At 71.4% G+C, this 14,627-nt stretch carries 15 protein-coding genes; 13 read left to right on the top strand and 2 right to left on the bottom strand.

What is annotated here, in order from left to right:
* The first annotated feature begins 157 nt into the window (after positions 1–157).
* Entirely contained in the window at positions 158–1,492 is a 1,335-nt protein-coding gene (locus ACIPYW_RS00240; protein WP_400409747.1) for a M16 family metallopeptidase, read from the top strand.
* Between the two features lie 8 nt (positions 1,493–1,500).
* The gene (locus tag ACIPYW_RS00235; protein WP_290134269.1) at positions 1,501–2,103 is read left to right on the top strand and encodes a histidine phosphatase family protein; all 603 of its coding nucleotides are present in this window, start codon (positions 1,501–1,503) and stop codon (positions 2,101–2,103) included.
* A 72-nt stretch (positions 2,104–2,175) separates the two neighbouring features.
* Here the strand turns inward: ACIPYW_RS00235 and ACIPYW_RS00230 are convergent, their stop codons facing one another.
* The gene (locus ACIPYW_RS00230) at positions 2,176–2,673 is read right to left on the bottom strand and encodes a GNAT family N-acetyltransferase (RefSeq protein ID WP_400409744.1); all 498 of its coding nucleotides are present in this window, start codon (positions 2,671–2,673) and stop codon (positions 2,176–2,178) included.
* A gap of 23 nt (positions 2,674–2,696) precedes the next feature.
* Between ACIPYW_RS00230 and ACIPYW_RS00225 the strand changes: the two genes are divergently transcribed.
* A complete protein-coding gene (locus ACIPYW_RS00225) occupies positions 2,697–3,443 on the top strand; it encodes a 4-hydroxy-tetrahydrodipicolinate reductase (RefSeq protein WP_400409741.1) in 747 nt (248 codons plus the stop codon).
* Between the two features lie 51 nt (positions 3,444–3,494).
* The gene (locus tag ACIPYW_RS00220; protein ID WP_400412477.1) at positions 3,495–3,902 is read left to right on the top strand and encodes a tetratricopeptide repeat protein; all 408 of its coding nucleotides are present in this window, start codon (positions 3,495–3,497) and stop codon (positions 3,900–3,902) included.
* 123 nt (positions 3,903–4,025) lie between these two features.
* Here ACIPYW_RS00220 and ACIPYW_RS00215 read toward each other — a convergent pair whose 3' ends face one another.
* Positions 4,026–4,946: a TIGR01777 family oxidoreductase gene (locus ACIPYW_RS00215; RefSeq protein ID WP_400409739.1), complete on the bottom strand. Its 921-nt coding sequence runs from the start codon at positions 4,944–4,946 to the stop codon at positions 4,026–4,028.
* 58 nt (positions 4,947–5,004) lie between these two features.
* On the opposite strand from ACIPYW_RS00215, the gene ACIPYW_RS00210 reads away from it, so the two are divergent.
* From ACIPYW_RS00210 to ACIPYW_RS00170, 9 genes are all read left to right on the top strand, one after another.
* On the top strand, positions 5,005–5,832 hold the full coding sequence (locus ACIPYW_RS00210) for a thymidylate synthase (protein ID WP_400409737.1): 828 nt from the start codon (positions 5,005–5,007) through the stop codon (positions 5,830–5,832).
* A complete protein-coding gene (locus ACIPYW_RS00205; protein ID WP_400409735.1) occupies positions 5,832–6,383 on the top strand; it encodes a dihydrofolate reductase in 552 nt (183 codons plus the stop codon). The genes ACIPYW_RS00210 and ACIPYW_RS00205 overlap by 1 nt, the downstream gene beginning before the upstream one ends.
* Positions 6,384–6,848: 465 nt before the next feature.
* Positions 6,849–7,826, top strand: coding sequence for a 4-hydroxy-tetrahydrodipicolinate synthase (dapA, locus tag ACIPYW_RS00200; RefSeq protein WP_022903605.1), 978 nt, complete (start codon positions 6,849–6,851; stop codon positions 7,824–7,826).
* A gap of 48 nt (positions 7,827–7,874) precedes the next feature.
* Complete coding sequence (locus ACIPYW_RS00195) at positions 7,875–9,551, top strand: ribonuclease J (RefSeq protein WP_400409732.1); 1,677 nt, start codon at positions 7,875–7,877, stop codon at positions 9,549–9,551.
* 118 nt (positions 9,552–9,669) lie between these two features.
* On the top strand, positions 9,670–12,654 hold the full coding sequence (locus tag ACIPYW_RS00190) for a DNA translocase FtsK (RefSeq protein ID WP_400409730.1): 2,985 nt from the start codon (positions 9,670–9,672) through the stop codon (positions 12,652–12,654).
* Positions 12,655–12,659: 5 nt separating this feature from the next.
* Complete coding sequence (gene pgsA, locus ACIPYW_RS00185; protein ID WP_400409728.1) at positions 12,660–13,298, top strand: CDP-diacylglycerol--glycerol-3-phosphate 3-phosphatidyltransferase; 639 nt, start codon at positions 12,660–12,662, stop codon at positions 13,296–13,298.
* Positions 13,295–13,810 (top strand): CinA family protein, encoded by a 516-nt coding sequence (locus ACIPYW_RS00180; protein ID WP_400409726.1) that lies wholly within the window; start codon positions 13,295–13,297, stop codon positions 13,808–13,810. Before pgsA ends, ACIPYW_RS00180 begins: the two co-directional genes overlap by 4 nt.
* Positions 13,811–13,963: 153 nt before the next feature.
* A complete protein-coding gene (locus ACIPYW_RS00175) occupies positions 13,964–14,272 on the top strand; it encodes a helix-turn-helix domain-containing protein (protein ID WP_058725115.1) in 309 nt (102 codons plus the stop codon).
* Between the two features lie 64 nt (positions 14,273–14,336).
* On the top strand, positions 14,337–14,561 hold the full coding sequence (locus ACIPYW_RS00170) for a DUF3046 domain-containing protein (protein ID WP_400409723.1): 225 nt from the start codon (positions 14,337–14,339) through the stop codon (positions 14,559–14,561).
* The last annotated feature ends 66 nt before the right edge of the window (positions 14,562–14,627 follow it).

Here is a 14,627-nt window from a genome sequence, read left to right as displayed (position 1 = left end):
TCTAGGGGGGCTTCCGACCCGGTGGAGAAACAGTACCACAAGGAGGACAGACAGACGAGTCGGTCTGTCCTCAGTTTGTGTACCCCAATTCGAGGCACGTCGAGAACCGCGGTGAAACTGGGGGGAAGCGCCTCGACGATCAGTAGGCTCGTCTCCGATGAACCACCCTGTGCCGTTGCCACTGGAGGCCCCGGACACGTCGTTCCTGACGTCCGGAGGCGCCTTCGTCCGCCGTTCCGTCCTGCCCTCCGGCGTGCGCGTCCTCACCGAGGCCGTGCCGGGTGCCGCCTCGACGAGCATCGGCTTCTGGGTCGGCGTCGGCTCACGTGACGAGCGCGAGGGGCAGTTCGGCTCCACGCACTTCCTCGAGCACCTCCTCTTCAAGGGCACCGAGGGCCGCAGCGCGCTCGACATCGCGATCGCGTTCGACTCGGTCGGCGGCGAGCACAACGCCGCGACGGCCAAGGAGTACACGTGCTACTACGCACGGGTCCGGGACGCCGACGTCCCGATGGCCGTGCAGGTCATCGGCGACATGGTCACCGGGTCCGTCCTCGACCCCGAGGCCTTCGACATCGAGCGCGGTGTCATCCTCGAGGAACTCGCCATGGCCGCCGACGACCCCGCCGACGTCGCGGGCGAGGCCTTCTTCGCCGCGGCCTTCGACGGGCACCCCCTCGGACGGCCGATCGGTGGCACCCCGGACAGCATCCGGGCCGTGCAGCGCGACGAGGTCCTCGCCCACTACCGCGAGCACTACGCGCCGAACGGGATCGTCGTCACCGCCGCCGGAGCCGTCGACCACGACCGCTTCCGCGACCTCGTGGCCTCGGTGTTCCAACACGCCGAACGATCGGCACCGCTCGCGCGACGCACCCCGCAGCCCGTCGCCGACCCCGCCGTGCCGAAGCTCTCCGTCGTGCACCGTCCGACCGAGCAGGTCAGCATGCTCCGGGGCTCACAGGGCCTCGACCTCCGCGACGAACGGCGCCCCACCCTCAGCGTGCTCAACGCGGTGCTCGGTGGGGGCATGAGCTCCCGGCTCTTCCAGGAGGTCCGTGAGCGCCGCGGCCTCGCCTACGCGGTGTCCTCCTTCGCGCCGGCGTACCTCGACAACGGAGCCTTCGGTGTCTACGCGGGCTGCGCGCCCGACAACGTGCCCGGTGTCGTCGAGATCGTCGACCAGGAGTTCGCCCGGATGGTGTCGGACGGCATCTCGGACGACGAGCTCCGCCGTGCGAAGGGGCAGATCGAGGGGGCGCTGACCCTCTCGCTCGAGGACTCCGACGCACGCATGACCCGACTCGGCCGTTCCGAGCTCGGCACGGGGGAGTACACCGACCTCGCCACGGCGCTCGAGCGCGTCGACCGCGTGACCCGAGCCGACGTCCAAGGACTCGCAGCGGACCTGCTGACCCGACCGATGATCACCTCGGTCGTCGGTGCCGTGCGCCAGGAGGACCTCGAGACGGCGATCAGCACCGGGGGTTGAGCATCGACATGTCGCACTACCTGTACCTGGTCCGGCACGGCGAACACCAGGACGCCGAGCACGGACTCCGCGACGGCAAGCTGTCCGAGCGGGGCAAGCGCCAGGCGACCCTCGTCGCCGACCGCCTCGGGGGCGTCCCGTTCGACGGCGTGTACCACTCGCCCCTGGAGGCCCCGAGCGAGACCGCGGCGTTCATCGCGCAGCGCCTGCCCTCGATCCAGCCGGAGCCCTCGACCCTCCTGTTCGACTGCATCCCCTCCGGCCCCACCCCGGACATGCCGCACGCCTACCAGGGCTGGTACGGCGGCATCACCGAGGAGGAGATCATCGCCGGCCAGGCGCAGATGGGCGACGCCGTCGCCGAGTGGTTCACCCCGGCGCGCGAGGACCGGCACGACCTCCTCATCACGCACAACGCCGTGATCGGCTGGTTCGTCCGAGAGGCCTTCCAGGCGCCGGAGTGGCGGTGGATGGGCACCAACGTGGCGCACACCGCCCTCACGATCATCCGCATCCGCTCGGCGAAGCCGGCCGAGGTCGTCACGTTGAACGACCTGGCGCACCTGCCGGTCGAGTTCCGGACGGGCCTGCCCGTCGACCAGCCCGTCTGAGCGCACCCTTCTGAGCGGGCCCGTCGGGTCGCGTCCGTCGGGTGCGGCACCGGCCTGGAGGCGCGGGTCGGCTCACACGACCGGCTTGCGGTACCAGGCGGTCGCGTTCGGGTTCTCGTTGAACGGCTCGGTGCGCTCGTACCCGCGGCTCCGGTACATCGCGCCCGCCGCGGCGAGCGAGTCGTTCGTGTCGAGCACGACGCTCGTGGCGCCGAGGCGCGCGGCCTGCTGCTCGAGGGCGTCCATGACCGCCGTCGCGACCCCGTGGCCACGCCCGGCGGGGCTCACGAACACGTGCTTCACCTCGAAGCGGACGTCGACGCCCGTGCCGCCACCGGGGGCCGTGCCGTCGGCGATCCGCCGCAGTCCGCCGCACCCGACCGGCACGCCGTCGTCGTACGCGACCACGAACACGCCGTTCGGCGGCACGAACTCGGCGGCCGGCGTCCGCTTCCGCGAGTACGTCCCCTGGGCCGTCGGGAACGTGCGCTCGCGCTCGTCGAGGTACGCGTCGAGCAACGCGTCCACCTCGGGCAGGTCGGCTGGCACGGTCCTGACGTCGAGCGGCATGCCCCGATCCTAGGATGGAGGGCATGGTCACTCCCGTCGCCGTCGTCGGCGCCACCGGTCGGCTCGGGGCCCTCGTGGCCTCGGTGGTCGAGGAACTGCCGGACTTCGAGCTCGTCGCACGGCTCTCGTCGAAGGACGGCGCGCACGAGGCCCCGCCGTCGGTGTTCGCGGGTGCGGGACTCGTCGTCGACGTCACGGTCCCGGCGCTCAGCCCGGCGATCGTCGAGAACGCGCTGACTGCGGGCGCGAACGTGCTCGTCGGGACCTCCGGCTGGTCGCAGGACCGGCTCGCGACGCTCCGTGCCGGCCTCGAGGCCCGACCGGAACAGGGCGTCCTCGTCGTGCCGAACTTCTCGATCGGCTCCGTGCTCGGCACCCACCTCGCGACGATCGCCGCGCCCTGGTTCCCCGCCGTCGAGATCGTCGAGACCCACCACGCCGGCAAGGTGGACTCGCCGTCCGGCACCGCCGTCCGCACCGCGGAGCTCATCGCCGACGCCCGCCGCGAGGTCGGCCCGGTCGACGCCCCGCACGTCGACCAGCGTGCCCGCGGACAGCAGGTCGCGAGCATCCCGATCCACTCCCTGCGGCTGCCGGGCACCAAGGCCGTGCAGGACGTCCTGCTGAGCGGCCCCGGTGAGACCCTGACGATCCGGCACGACACGAACGACGACGTCGCGTACGTCGCGGGCATCCGGGCGGCGCTGTCCGCGGTCGGGGCGGTACGGGGGCTGACCGTGGGGCTCGGCAGTGTCCTCGGCATCGGCTGAGGGACGACCGTGCTGAGGTCCGCCCGTTCGCCGTTCTGGGGCGCCGCGCTCATGGCGGTGCTCCTCGTGGTCTACATCGTGCTCGTCGGGCAGCGTGCCGTCGCGTTCATCGCCACCGGCGTCCCCGTCGGCATCGGCATCGGGGTGGCACTGTTCGTCGTCGCGGTGATCGGTGCCCTCCTGCTCGTCCTCGAACTCCGGTTCGGCTTCCGCATCACCCGACTCGGTGCACGGCTCGAGGCCGAGGGCGGTGCCCCGGACGACGTCGTCGACGTCCGGCCCTCCGGTCGGCCGACCCGCGAGGCCGCGGACGAGCTCTTCCCGCGCTACAAGGCGGCGGTCGAGCAGGACCCGTCGGACTGGCGCGGCTGGTACCGGCTGGGCGTCGTCTACGACGCCGCCGGTGACCGCAAGCGGGCGCGGGCCGCGATGCGCGAAGCGCTCACCAGGGCACGCTGACGACGGCCTGGCGCGGCTCGCTCAGCGGTGGCCCGCCAGCGCCACGCGAGCCGCGCCGACCGAGCCTGCGAGGGAGGACGTGGCGGGGCCGCCACGGGCCTCCCGGCCGTCCGCTGGTCGCGATCAGAACGCGGCGTCGACGGCGTCCTCGGCGCGCGTGTACCGGAACGCGTAGCCGGAAGCGAGGAGTTTCGTGGGGACCATCTGCTGGCTCGACAGCAGCATCTCGTCGGCGGCCTCGCGGAGGACGAGGCGCAGCGCGAACTCGGGCATCCGGAACAGGTACGGGCGGTGCAGGTCCTCGGCGACGCGGTGCGTGATGCGGTCGGCGACGGCCGGCTCCGGACCCGCGAGGTTCACCGGGCCGGACACCCCGGCGGCCTCGGGGGCCGTGGCGAGGTGCACGATCGCACCGACCTCGTCGTCGAGCGCGATCCACGGCCAGAACTGGCCACCCGTGCCGAGCCGACCGCCGAGGCCCGCCTTCGTGAGCGGCACGAGCGGGGCCAGCGCGCCACCGCCCTGCCCGACGACGATGCCGGTCCGCAGCGTCACGACGCGGACGCCGTCCGGAGCCGCGTCCGCTGCGGCCTCCCACGCCGTGCAGACCTCGGCGAGGAAGCCGGAGCCGGGGGCCGCGTCGTCCTCGAGCACGTCGGAGGGACGGTCGCCGTACACGCCGGACGCCGAGCCGGACAGGAACAGCGCCGGTGGGTTCGTGGCGTGCCGCATCGCCTCGACGAGCGTCTCGGTGGCGGACACCCGCGACCGGAGGATCTCCTGCTTGTAGTCGGCCGTCCACGGCAGCTTGCCGATGTTCGCCCCGGCGAGGTTGACGACGACGTCCGCCCCGTCCAGGACGGCGGGGTCGAGCGGCCGGGAGCCCGGCGCCCAGCGGAACTCGGCGGGGGAGTGCGGCTCGCGCCGGACGAGCGTGGTGACGTGGTGCCCGGCCTCGCGCAGCGCGCGGACGAGCGGCGTGCCGATGAAGCCGGACGCGCCGGCGACGAGGATCGAGAGCGGCTGGGGGGTGGTGTCGGGCATGCCCACAACGCTACTCAGCAACCCGGACATGTCCCCGGCTCGTCGTAGGCTCGTGGTCGTGACCGACGCGACCGTGCTGCCCGACCCGACCGTCCCCACTCCGTACGAGGACCTGCTGCGTCGCGTGCTCGAGGAGGGCACCCCGAAGGGCGACCGCACCGGCACCGGCACGCGGAGCCTCTTCGGCGCGCAGCTCCGCTACGACCTGTCGAAGGGCTTCCCGCTCGTCTCGACCAAGCGGGTCCACTTCAAGTCGGTCGCGTACGAGCTGCTCTGGTTCCTCCGCGGCGACGGCAACGCGCGCTGGCTGCAGGAGCACGGCGTCCGGATCTGGAACGAGTGGGCGGGCGAGGACGGTGACCTCGGTCCGGTCTACGGCGTGCAGTGGCGGTCCTGGCCGACCCCGTCGGGCGAGCACGTCGACCAGATCGCCCAGGTCATCGAGCAGATCCGGACGACCCCGGACTCCCGTCGGCTCATCGTGTCGGCCTGGAACGTCGCCGACGTGCCGGACATGGCGCTCGCGCCGTGCCACGCGTTCTTCCAGTTCTACGTCGTGGACGGCAAGCTCTCGTGCCAGCTCTACCAGCGGAGCGCGGACATGTTCCTCGGCGTGCCCTTCAACATCGCTTCGTACGCGCTCCTCACACACATGATCGCTGCGCAGACCGGGCTCGAGGTCGGGGACTTCGTGTGGACCGGCGGCGACTGCCACGTCTACGACAACCACGTCGAGCAGGTCCGCGAGCAGCTCACCAGGACGCCGTACCCGATGCCGACGCTGCGCCTCGCGCCGCGGGACTCGATCGACGACTACGTGTACGAGGACCTCGAGGTCGTCGGCTACCACCACCACCCCGCCATCACGGCGGCGGTCGCGGTCTGATGCCGTCGGCTGCTGCGTCCGCCGGCTGGACCGAGCCGGTGCGCGACGTCGGCATGGTCTGGGCGCGCTCGACGAACGGCGTCATCGGTGCCGACGGCGGGATGCCCTGGCACGTCCCGGAGGACCTCGCGCACTTCCGGCAGGTCACGGGCGACGCCACCGTGGTGATGGGCCGACGGACGTGGGAGTCGCTGCCGCCGCGGTTCCGGCCGCTGCCCGGGCGGCGGAACGTGGTGCTCACGCGTGACGACTCGTGGGCAGCGACCGCCGGGGCGGCCGGGGCCGAGGTCGTGCACGACCTCGCGACCGCGCTCGACACCGACGAACCCGTGTGGGTGATCGGCGGCGGGCAGGTGTACGCGGCGGGGCTCGCCTTCGCCGACCGGGTGTCCGAGACCGTCATCGACGTCGAGGTCCCGGGGGACACGGTCGCACCGGAGCTCGGCGAGGGCTGGACGCTCGTGGACGAGGGCCCGTGGCAGGAGTCCCGCGTCGACGGCACGCGCTTCCGCTTCCTGGAGTGGCGGCGCGCGGAGCGCACGCGCCCGTAGCGCGTGCCGCGCGCCGCGCCGCTCGGGCAGCGAGCTGGCGCGCTGGCGCACCGCCCACCGCGCCGGGCGAAGCGCCGTCAGCGCACAACCAAAGACAGTGCGCACCGTGGATTCGCGTGGTGCGTACCGTCTTTGGTTGGGCGGGCGCGCCCGCGCCGCGGTGCCGCGCACTCGCGCGGCGGTGCCGCGCACTCGCGGCGGTGCCGCGCCGAGCGCCTCGCGCCGAGCGCAGCGGTACCAGCGCACAACCAAAGACAGTGCGCACGGCGGATGCGCGTGGTGCGGTACGACTTCGGTTGTGCGGACGCGAATCACGCCGCGGCCGCGCCGCGCGCTGCGCCCCGCGCCCGACGGGACCGCACGCACCCGCCGCGCGCACCCGCCGGGGCCGCACCGCGCCTCCAGTCCGGTCCACCGTCCGGGCGGACTGCGGGCCCGACGCCCGACCCCGGTACGCTGGTCCCCGTGTCCACGCGTGAGAATCCCTTCGGCCAGGTCCTCGTCGCCCTCGTGACCCCGTTCACCGCCGACGGCGAGGTCGACTGGCCCGGCGTCGAGCAGCACATCGACGACTGCATCACCGCCGGCGCCGACGGCATCGTCGTCACGGGCACCACCGGCGAGACGTCGACGCTCACCGACCCCGAGAAGCTCCGGCTCGTCGAGGTCGGCAAGTCCGTCGCCGCCGGCCGCGCCAAGATCATCACGGGCGGTGGCTCGAACGAGACCGCGCACGCCATCCACCTCTACAAGCAGAGCGAGAAGGCCGGCGCCGACGGCGTCATGATCGTCACGCCGTACTACAACAAGCCGACCCAGGCGGGCGTGCTCACCCACTTCCGGATGATCGCGGACGCGACCGACCTGCCGGTGATCCTCTACGACATCCCCGGCCGCACGGGCATCCCGATCACGTACGAGACCATCGTGCGGGCGTCGCACCACCCGAACATCCTCGCCGTGAAGGACGCCAAGGGCGACTTCGCCGAGGTCTCCCGGGTGCTCAACAACACCGACCTCATGTACTTCTCCGGCGACGACACGAACGTGCTCCCGCACCTGTCGATCGGCGCCACGGGGCTCATCGGCGTGACCGCGAACATCACGAGCACGCCGTACCGCACCATCGTCGACGCCGTGAACCGCGGCGACCTCGCGACCGCGACCGCCGAGCACAAGCGCGTCGAACCCCTCGTCCGTGCGATCATGACCCACGTCCCCGGCACCGTCGCGGCGAAGTACGTGCTGCACGGGCTCGGCCGGATCGGCAGCCCGCGCGTCCGGCTCCCGCTCGTCGGCCCCGAGGACACCGAGGCCTACGCGATCGAGACCTCCCTCGAAGCGGTCCGGGACATCCCGGGTGCCGACTTCTCGAACTTCCGCCCCGACCGCAACGCAGCGGCCGGCGGCGCACTGCCGAAGGTGCCAGGCACCACACGTTAGGAAAGACCGCGGCGCAGCGGTAGCGCGTCGCACGACAGTCAGGACCGAATGCCCACCCAGATCTCCACACCGCAGCCGCTCGAAGCCGGCACCCTCCGCGTCGTCCCCATCGGTGGACTCGGCGAGATCGGTCGCAACATGACCGTGTACGAGTACGAGGGCAAGCTCCTCGTGGTCGACGCGGGCGTGCTGTTCCCGGAGGAGCACCAGCCCGGTGTCGACCTCATCCTCCCGGACTTCGCACCCATCCGGGACCGCCTCGACGACGTCCTCGGCGTCGTGCTCACGCACGGCCACGAGGACCACATCGGCGCCGTCCCGTACCTGCTGAAGCTCCGCGCTGACATCCCGCTGATCGGCTCCACGCTGACCCTCGCCCTCGTCGAGGCGAAGCTCAAGGAACACCGGATCAAGCCCTACACGCTCGTCGTGCAGGAGGACCAGACCGAGCAGCTCGGCCCGTTCCACCTCGAGTTCGTCGCCGTGAACCACTCCATCCCGGACGCCCTCGCCGTCGCGATCACGACCCCCGCCGGTCGTGTGCTGCACACGGGCGACTTCAAGATGGACCAGCTCCCGCTCGACGACCGCATCACGGACCTCCGCGCCTTCGCCCGCCTCGGCGAGCAGGGCGTCGACCTGTTCCTGCCGGACTCCACGAACGCCGACGTCCCCGGGTTCACCGCCCCCGAGCGCGACATCGGCCCGGTCCTCGAGAACATCATCACGCGGGCCCGCAAGAAGGTCGTCGTCGCGAGCTTCTCGTCGCACGTGCACCGCGTGCAGCAGGTCCTCGACGCCGCGGCGGCCGCGAACCGCAAGGTCGCGTTCATGGGTCGCTCGATGATCCGCAACATGACCATCGCGGCCGAGCTCGGCTACCTCCGGGTCCCGGACGACGTCCTCATCGACACGAAGAAGGCGAAGAACGTCCCGGACGACCAGATCGTCTACATGTCGACCGGGTCGCAGGGCGAGCCGATGGCCGTGCTCGCGCGCATGGCGAACCTCGAGCACCAGATCGAGATCGGCGAGGGCGACACCGTCATCCTGGCGTCGAGCCTCATCCCGGGCAACGAGAACGCCGTCTACCGCGTGATCGACGGGCTCACCAAGCTCGGCGCGAAGGTCGTGCACAAGGGCAACGCGAAGGTGCACGTCTCCGGACATGCCAGCGCCGGCGAGCTGCTCTACTGCTACAACATCCTCCGGCCGAAGAACGTGCTCCCCGTCCACGGCGAGCACCGCCACCTGTACGCCAGCGCCGACCTCGCGATCCAGACCGGTGTCCCGCCGCGGAACGTCATCCTCGGGCAGGACGGCATCGTCGTCGACCTCAAGGACGGCGAGGTCACGGTGGCCGGGCAGCTCGACATCGGCTACGTCTACGTCGACGGCTCGACCGTCGGCGAGATCACCGACGCCGACCTCAAGGACCGTCGGGTCCTCGCGGAAGAGGGCTTCATCTCCATCTTCTGCGCGGTCGACTTCACCACGGGGCAGTGCGTGGTCGGGCCGGAGATCCAGTCGCGCGGGTTCGCCGAGGACGACTCCGTCTTCGACGACGTCCGTCCGCAGATCGCGAAGGCAATGTCCGAAGCTGCGGCCAACGGCACACGTGACGCGCACGCGTTCAGCCAGGTGGTGCGCCGCACGGTGGGTCGCTGGGTCAACTCCAAGCACCGCCGTCGTCCGATGATCGTCCCGGTGGTCATCGAGGCGTAGATCGCTGTCGCGCTGTCGCGCTGTCGCGCGTTCGGCCGGGAGGCCCGTCACACGTCCGTCACGGACGCTGCGGCGGGCCTCCGCTCGTTTGTCCTGGGCGGGGATTAGGGTTCGACCCATGGCCGGAGGCACCAAGTCGACCACGCGCTCACGCGCGTCCTCGTCGTCGCGCACGAGCGCGACGCGTGGGACGTCGCGCACCCAGGCCACGACGAAGAAGCTCCCGCCCGCCACGCAGCCGCCGGTGTTCCGCGAGCAGAACCCGCTCGTGACCGCCTGGCTCGCGATGGCGCACGGCGTCGGCGCGCTCTTCCGCGTGCTCGGCAAGGAGTCCCTCGAGAAGGACCAGCGGCGCGACGGCTTCCCGTTCCTGCTCGTCCTGCTCGCGATCGCCGGCGCGGTCGTCGAGTGGCTCAACCCGACGAGCGCGGTGTCGGTGAACCTCGACGCCTACACGTTCGGCGGGTTGTTCGGCCGGCTCGCGTTCGCGCTGCCGGTCATCATGGTCGTGTTCGCCGGGTGGCTGTTCCGGCACCCCGCCTCGGTCCACGACAACACCCGCATCGGGATCGGCCTCGGCATCCTGCTCGTGTCGATCTCGTCGTTGTGCCACGTCTTCGGCGGGACGCCGAGTGCGTCCGACGGCATGCCCGCCCTCGCGGCCGCCGGTGGTGTGCTCGGCTGGGTCGTCATCGGGTGGCTCGTCACGATCGCCACCGCGTGGGTCGCCGTGCCCGTGGCCGTGGTGCTCCTGGTGCTGTCGCTGTTCATCATCACGAAGACGCCGCCGAACAAGACCGGGCGACGGCTGCACGAGCTCTACGCGTACCTCTTCGGCGCCCCGGCACCGGTCGACGAGGCCGTCGAGGTCGCCCCCGAGCCGACCCCGCGGAAGCCGCGCGGCAAGGGGAGGAAGGACTCGCAGGACTTCCAGCTGTTCGACGACCTCGGCTTCGGCGAGGACGGCGCCCCCGCGGACGAGGGCGCCGAGACCGTCCCGTGGTGGCGGCGCAACAAGTCCGGGCGCGAGGAAGACCCGGCCTTCGACAGCCCCGTGCTGCCCGCTGCGGCGACCCAGGCGGCCCCGACCGCGCCGTCGGTCTCGCCGAACGCCGGGGCGGCCGCAGGGCTCGTCGACCACACCCCGTCCGAGCCCGGGTCCGTGAACCTCAACGACTCGGTCGAGCAGGACCTCGAACAGGCCGAGCAGGCGCTCCGCGACTTCGGTACCGAGGTGCCCGCCGCACCCGCCCCTGTGGCCGAACCGACGGTGGGCGAGGCGACCCGTCCGGATGCCGGGGTGTCCCCGGTGGTCTCCCCGAGCCTCCCGGCCGAGGACCCGGCGGACGACCAGGCCGACGCTGCCGACGGCCTGTCGGCGACCTCCGACGACGAGGACCCGGACAAGCCGTACCGACTCCCCGCGGCCACCACGTTGAGCGCGGGGACCCCGTCGGTCGCGCGCAGCCAGGCGAACGACGACATCGTCGCGGCGATCACGGGCGTGCTCACGGAGTTCAAGGTCGACGCGAAGGTCACCGGGTTCTCCCGCGGGCCGACGGTGACGCGCTACGAGATCGAGCTCGGCCCCGGTGTGAAGGTCGAGCGCGTCACGGCGCTGTCGAAGAACCTGTCGTACGCGGTCGCGTCGAACGAGGTCCGGATCCTCTCGCCGATCCCGGGCAAGAGCGCGATCGGCGTCGAGATCCCGAACACCGACCGCGAGACCGTGTCGCTCGGCGACGTCCTCCGGTCGAACGCTGCGCGCAAGTCGAAGCACCCGATGACGATCGGCGTCGGCAAGGACGTCGAGGGCGGCTTCGTCGTCGCGAACCTCGCGAAGATGCCGCACCTGCTCGTCGCGGGCTCGACCGGCTCCGGCAAGTCGGTGTTCATCAACTCGATGATCACCTCGCTCCTGATGCGTGCGAAGCCGTCCGAGGTCCGCATGGTCCTCGTCGACCCGAAGCGCGTCGAGCTCTCGATCTACGCCGGTGTCCCGCACCTCATCACGCCCATCATCACGAACCCGAAGAAGGCCGCCGAAGCGTTGCAGTGGGTCGTGAAGGAGATGGACATGCGGTACGACGACCTCGCGTCGTTCGGGTTCCGCCACGTCGACGACTTCAACAAGGCGATCGAGAACAACGAGATCATCCTGCCGGCGGGCAGCGAGCGGAAGCTCAAGAAGTACCCGTACCTGCTCGTCGTGGTGGACGAGCTCGCCGACCTCATGCTCGTCGCCCCCCGGGACGTCGAGGAGTCGATCGTCCGCATCACCCAGCTCGCCCGCGCGGCCGGCATCCACCTGGTCCTCGCGACGCAGCGCCCGTCGGTCGACGTCATCACCGGTCTCATCAAGGCGAACGTGCCGTCCCGCGTGGCGTTCGCCGTGACGAGCGTCACCGACTCCCGGGTCATCCTCGACCAGCCCGGTGCCGACAAGCTCATCGGTCAGGGTGACGCGCTCTTCCTGCCGATGGGATCGTCGAAGGCCCTCCGCGTGCAGGGCGCCTGGGTGCAGGAGAGCGAGGTCGCCGAGGTCGTGCAGCACGTGACCCGGCAGGCCCGGCCCGAGTACCGCCAGGACGTCCAGGCCGTCGTGGAGCGCAAGGAGATCGACGCGGACATCGGCGACGACCTCGAACTGCTGCTCGCGGCCGTCGAGCAGGTCGTCTCGACCCAGTTCGGCTCGACCTCGATGCTCCAGCGCAAGCTCCGCGTCGGGTTCGCGAAGGCCGGGCGCCTCATGGACCTCATGGAGTCCCGCGACATCGTCGGACCGTCCGAGGGGTCGAAGGCCCGCGACGTGCTCGTCACGCCGGACCAGCTCCCCGGCGTGCTCGCGAAGCTCCGCGGCGAGGAGCCGCCGACGGCCGCCGCTCCTACGGCGCCGCCGGCGGGTCCGGCATCGCCCGGTGGTGCAGCCGCGGGAGCCGCTGCCGCGGGAGCCGCTGCCGCGGCTGGCGTCTCCGTCGGCTCGGCGCCCGACCCCGACGACGACCGCTACGGCGGCGACCCGGTGGCGGACATGACGCGCGGGTACCCTGAAGAGGACGACGGACCGGACGAGGACGCGTGGGGACTGACCGGCAGGGAGTGAGTGCGATGACGAGCACCGATCGGACGCACAGCGCGGCGCAGTTCCCGTGGCGCGGACGGCTCCTCCGGAAGGGCGACGGCCCCGCCTCGACGGCGAACGTGGCGAACATCATCACGGTCGTGCGCATCCTCATGGCGCCGCTGTTCTTCGTCCTGCTGCTCGCGGACGCCGGGCAGGACACCTCCGTCCGGATCTGGGCCGCGGTGCTCTTCGTCGTCGCGATCGTCACCGACAGCGCGGACGGCATCATCGCCCGACGGCAGAACCTCGTCACCGACTTCGGCAAGCTCGTCGACCCGATCGCCGACAAGGTGCTCATCGGCGGGGCGCTCGTCGCGCTCTCGATCCTCGGCGAGCTGCCCTGGTACGTGACGGTCCTCATCATGGTTCGCGAGATCGGCATCACGGTGTTCCGGTTCGCGGTGCTGTCCGACCGGGTGATCCCGGCGAGCCGCGGCGGGAAGATCAAGACGGTCCTGCAGGCCGTCGCGATCACGCTCGCCCTGTTCCCGTGGTGGCACCTCGTCGGCGACTGGGCGCACTGGGTGAACGGCATCCTGATGACCGCGGCGTTCCTGGCGACGGTGCTCAGCGGGATCGACTACCTCTGGCAGGCGTGGAAGCACAACCGGACCACGGCGTGACCGACCGCGATCCGGCCGCGCGCGACGTCGTCTCGGAGCTGACCGCGCGCGGCGAGACCGTCGCGGTCGCGGAGTCACTGACCGGCGGCCTCGTCGTCGCGACCCTCGTCGGCGTGCCGGGCGCCAGCGCGGTCGTCCGGGGCGGTGTCGTGGCGTACGCGACGCCGATCAAGGCGTCGGTGCTCGGCGTCGACGCAGAGCTGCTCACCGAACGCGGCGCCGTCGACCCCGAGGTCGCGCGGCAGATGGCGACCGGTGTCCGCGAGGCGCTGTCGGTCGACGGCGAACCCGCGACGTGGGGGATCAGCACGACGGGTGTCGCCGGCCCGGACCCGCAGGACGGCAAGCCCGTGGGGACGGTGTACGTCGGGATCGCGTCGGCCGCCGGCGCGACCGCCTGGGAACTCCACCTCGACGGCGATCGCGATGCAATCCGGCACGCGACGGTCTCCGAACTCCTGGCACGGATGTCGTCCACGGCACGCGGGTCCCGCCCCAACGCGGGGGAATAGGCCCCGTTTCCACTGGGTTACATCTGACGCAATCTCCAGCAGGACCGCAGCCCCAGTGGTTAGCATGCTGCAACCGGCAACGCTACTGTTGCCGGACCCGATCTTGATCACCCCGATCGAGCGGGCCGGAGACGACAGGAAGGAGGAGTTCTCATGGTTCTCGTTCGTCAGGAAATCGGCGACGTCCTTCGGGACTTCCGCTTGCAGAAGGGCCGGACCCTCCGTCAGGTCGCGTCCAAGGCCAGCGTCGCTCTCGGGTACCTCAGCGAGGTGGAGCGCGGTCAAAAGGAAGCCAGCTCCGAGATCCTCGCTTCGGTCGCCGACGCGCTCGACACGCCCATCTCCACGATCATGCGTGAAGTGGGCGACCGTCTCGCCGTCGTCGAGGGGCTCACGCCCGTCCCCGACACGCTGCCCGACGAGCTCGTCGCCGAGTTCGACAACGACCTCGCGGTGCGCTGACCCGCACTGCTTTCGAACACCCCCGCCGGTCCGCCGGTGGGGGTGTTCTCGTTAGGGTGGTCCGGTGCGTGTGAGTGAGTTCTGGCGAGCCGTCGACCAGGTGTTCGGCGAGGCCTACGGCGCGGTCGTCACCCGAGACGTCGTGCTCGAGGCGATCGGTGGTCGTTCGGCCGCCGAGGCACTCCGCGCGGGAGTGGACGCGCGCACGGTCTGGGACGCGCTCTGCGACTCCCAGGACGTACCGCTCGGCCGGCGGCACGGCAAGGGGCTCGCCGAGCCGAAGGACTGACGTCCGACCCGAAACTCTGTTCGGCGTGTTGCTCGAACACGTGTTCTATCGGTGGTAGCTTCCTGC

This window comes from Curtobacterium sp. NPDC089689 (assembly GCF_044749145.1).
Classification (GTDB): Bacteria; Actinomycetota; Actinomycetes; order Actinomycetales; family Microbacteriaceae; genus Curtobacterium.
This window is presented reverse-complemented; position numbering and strand designations above follow the sequence as displayed.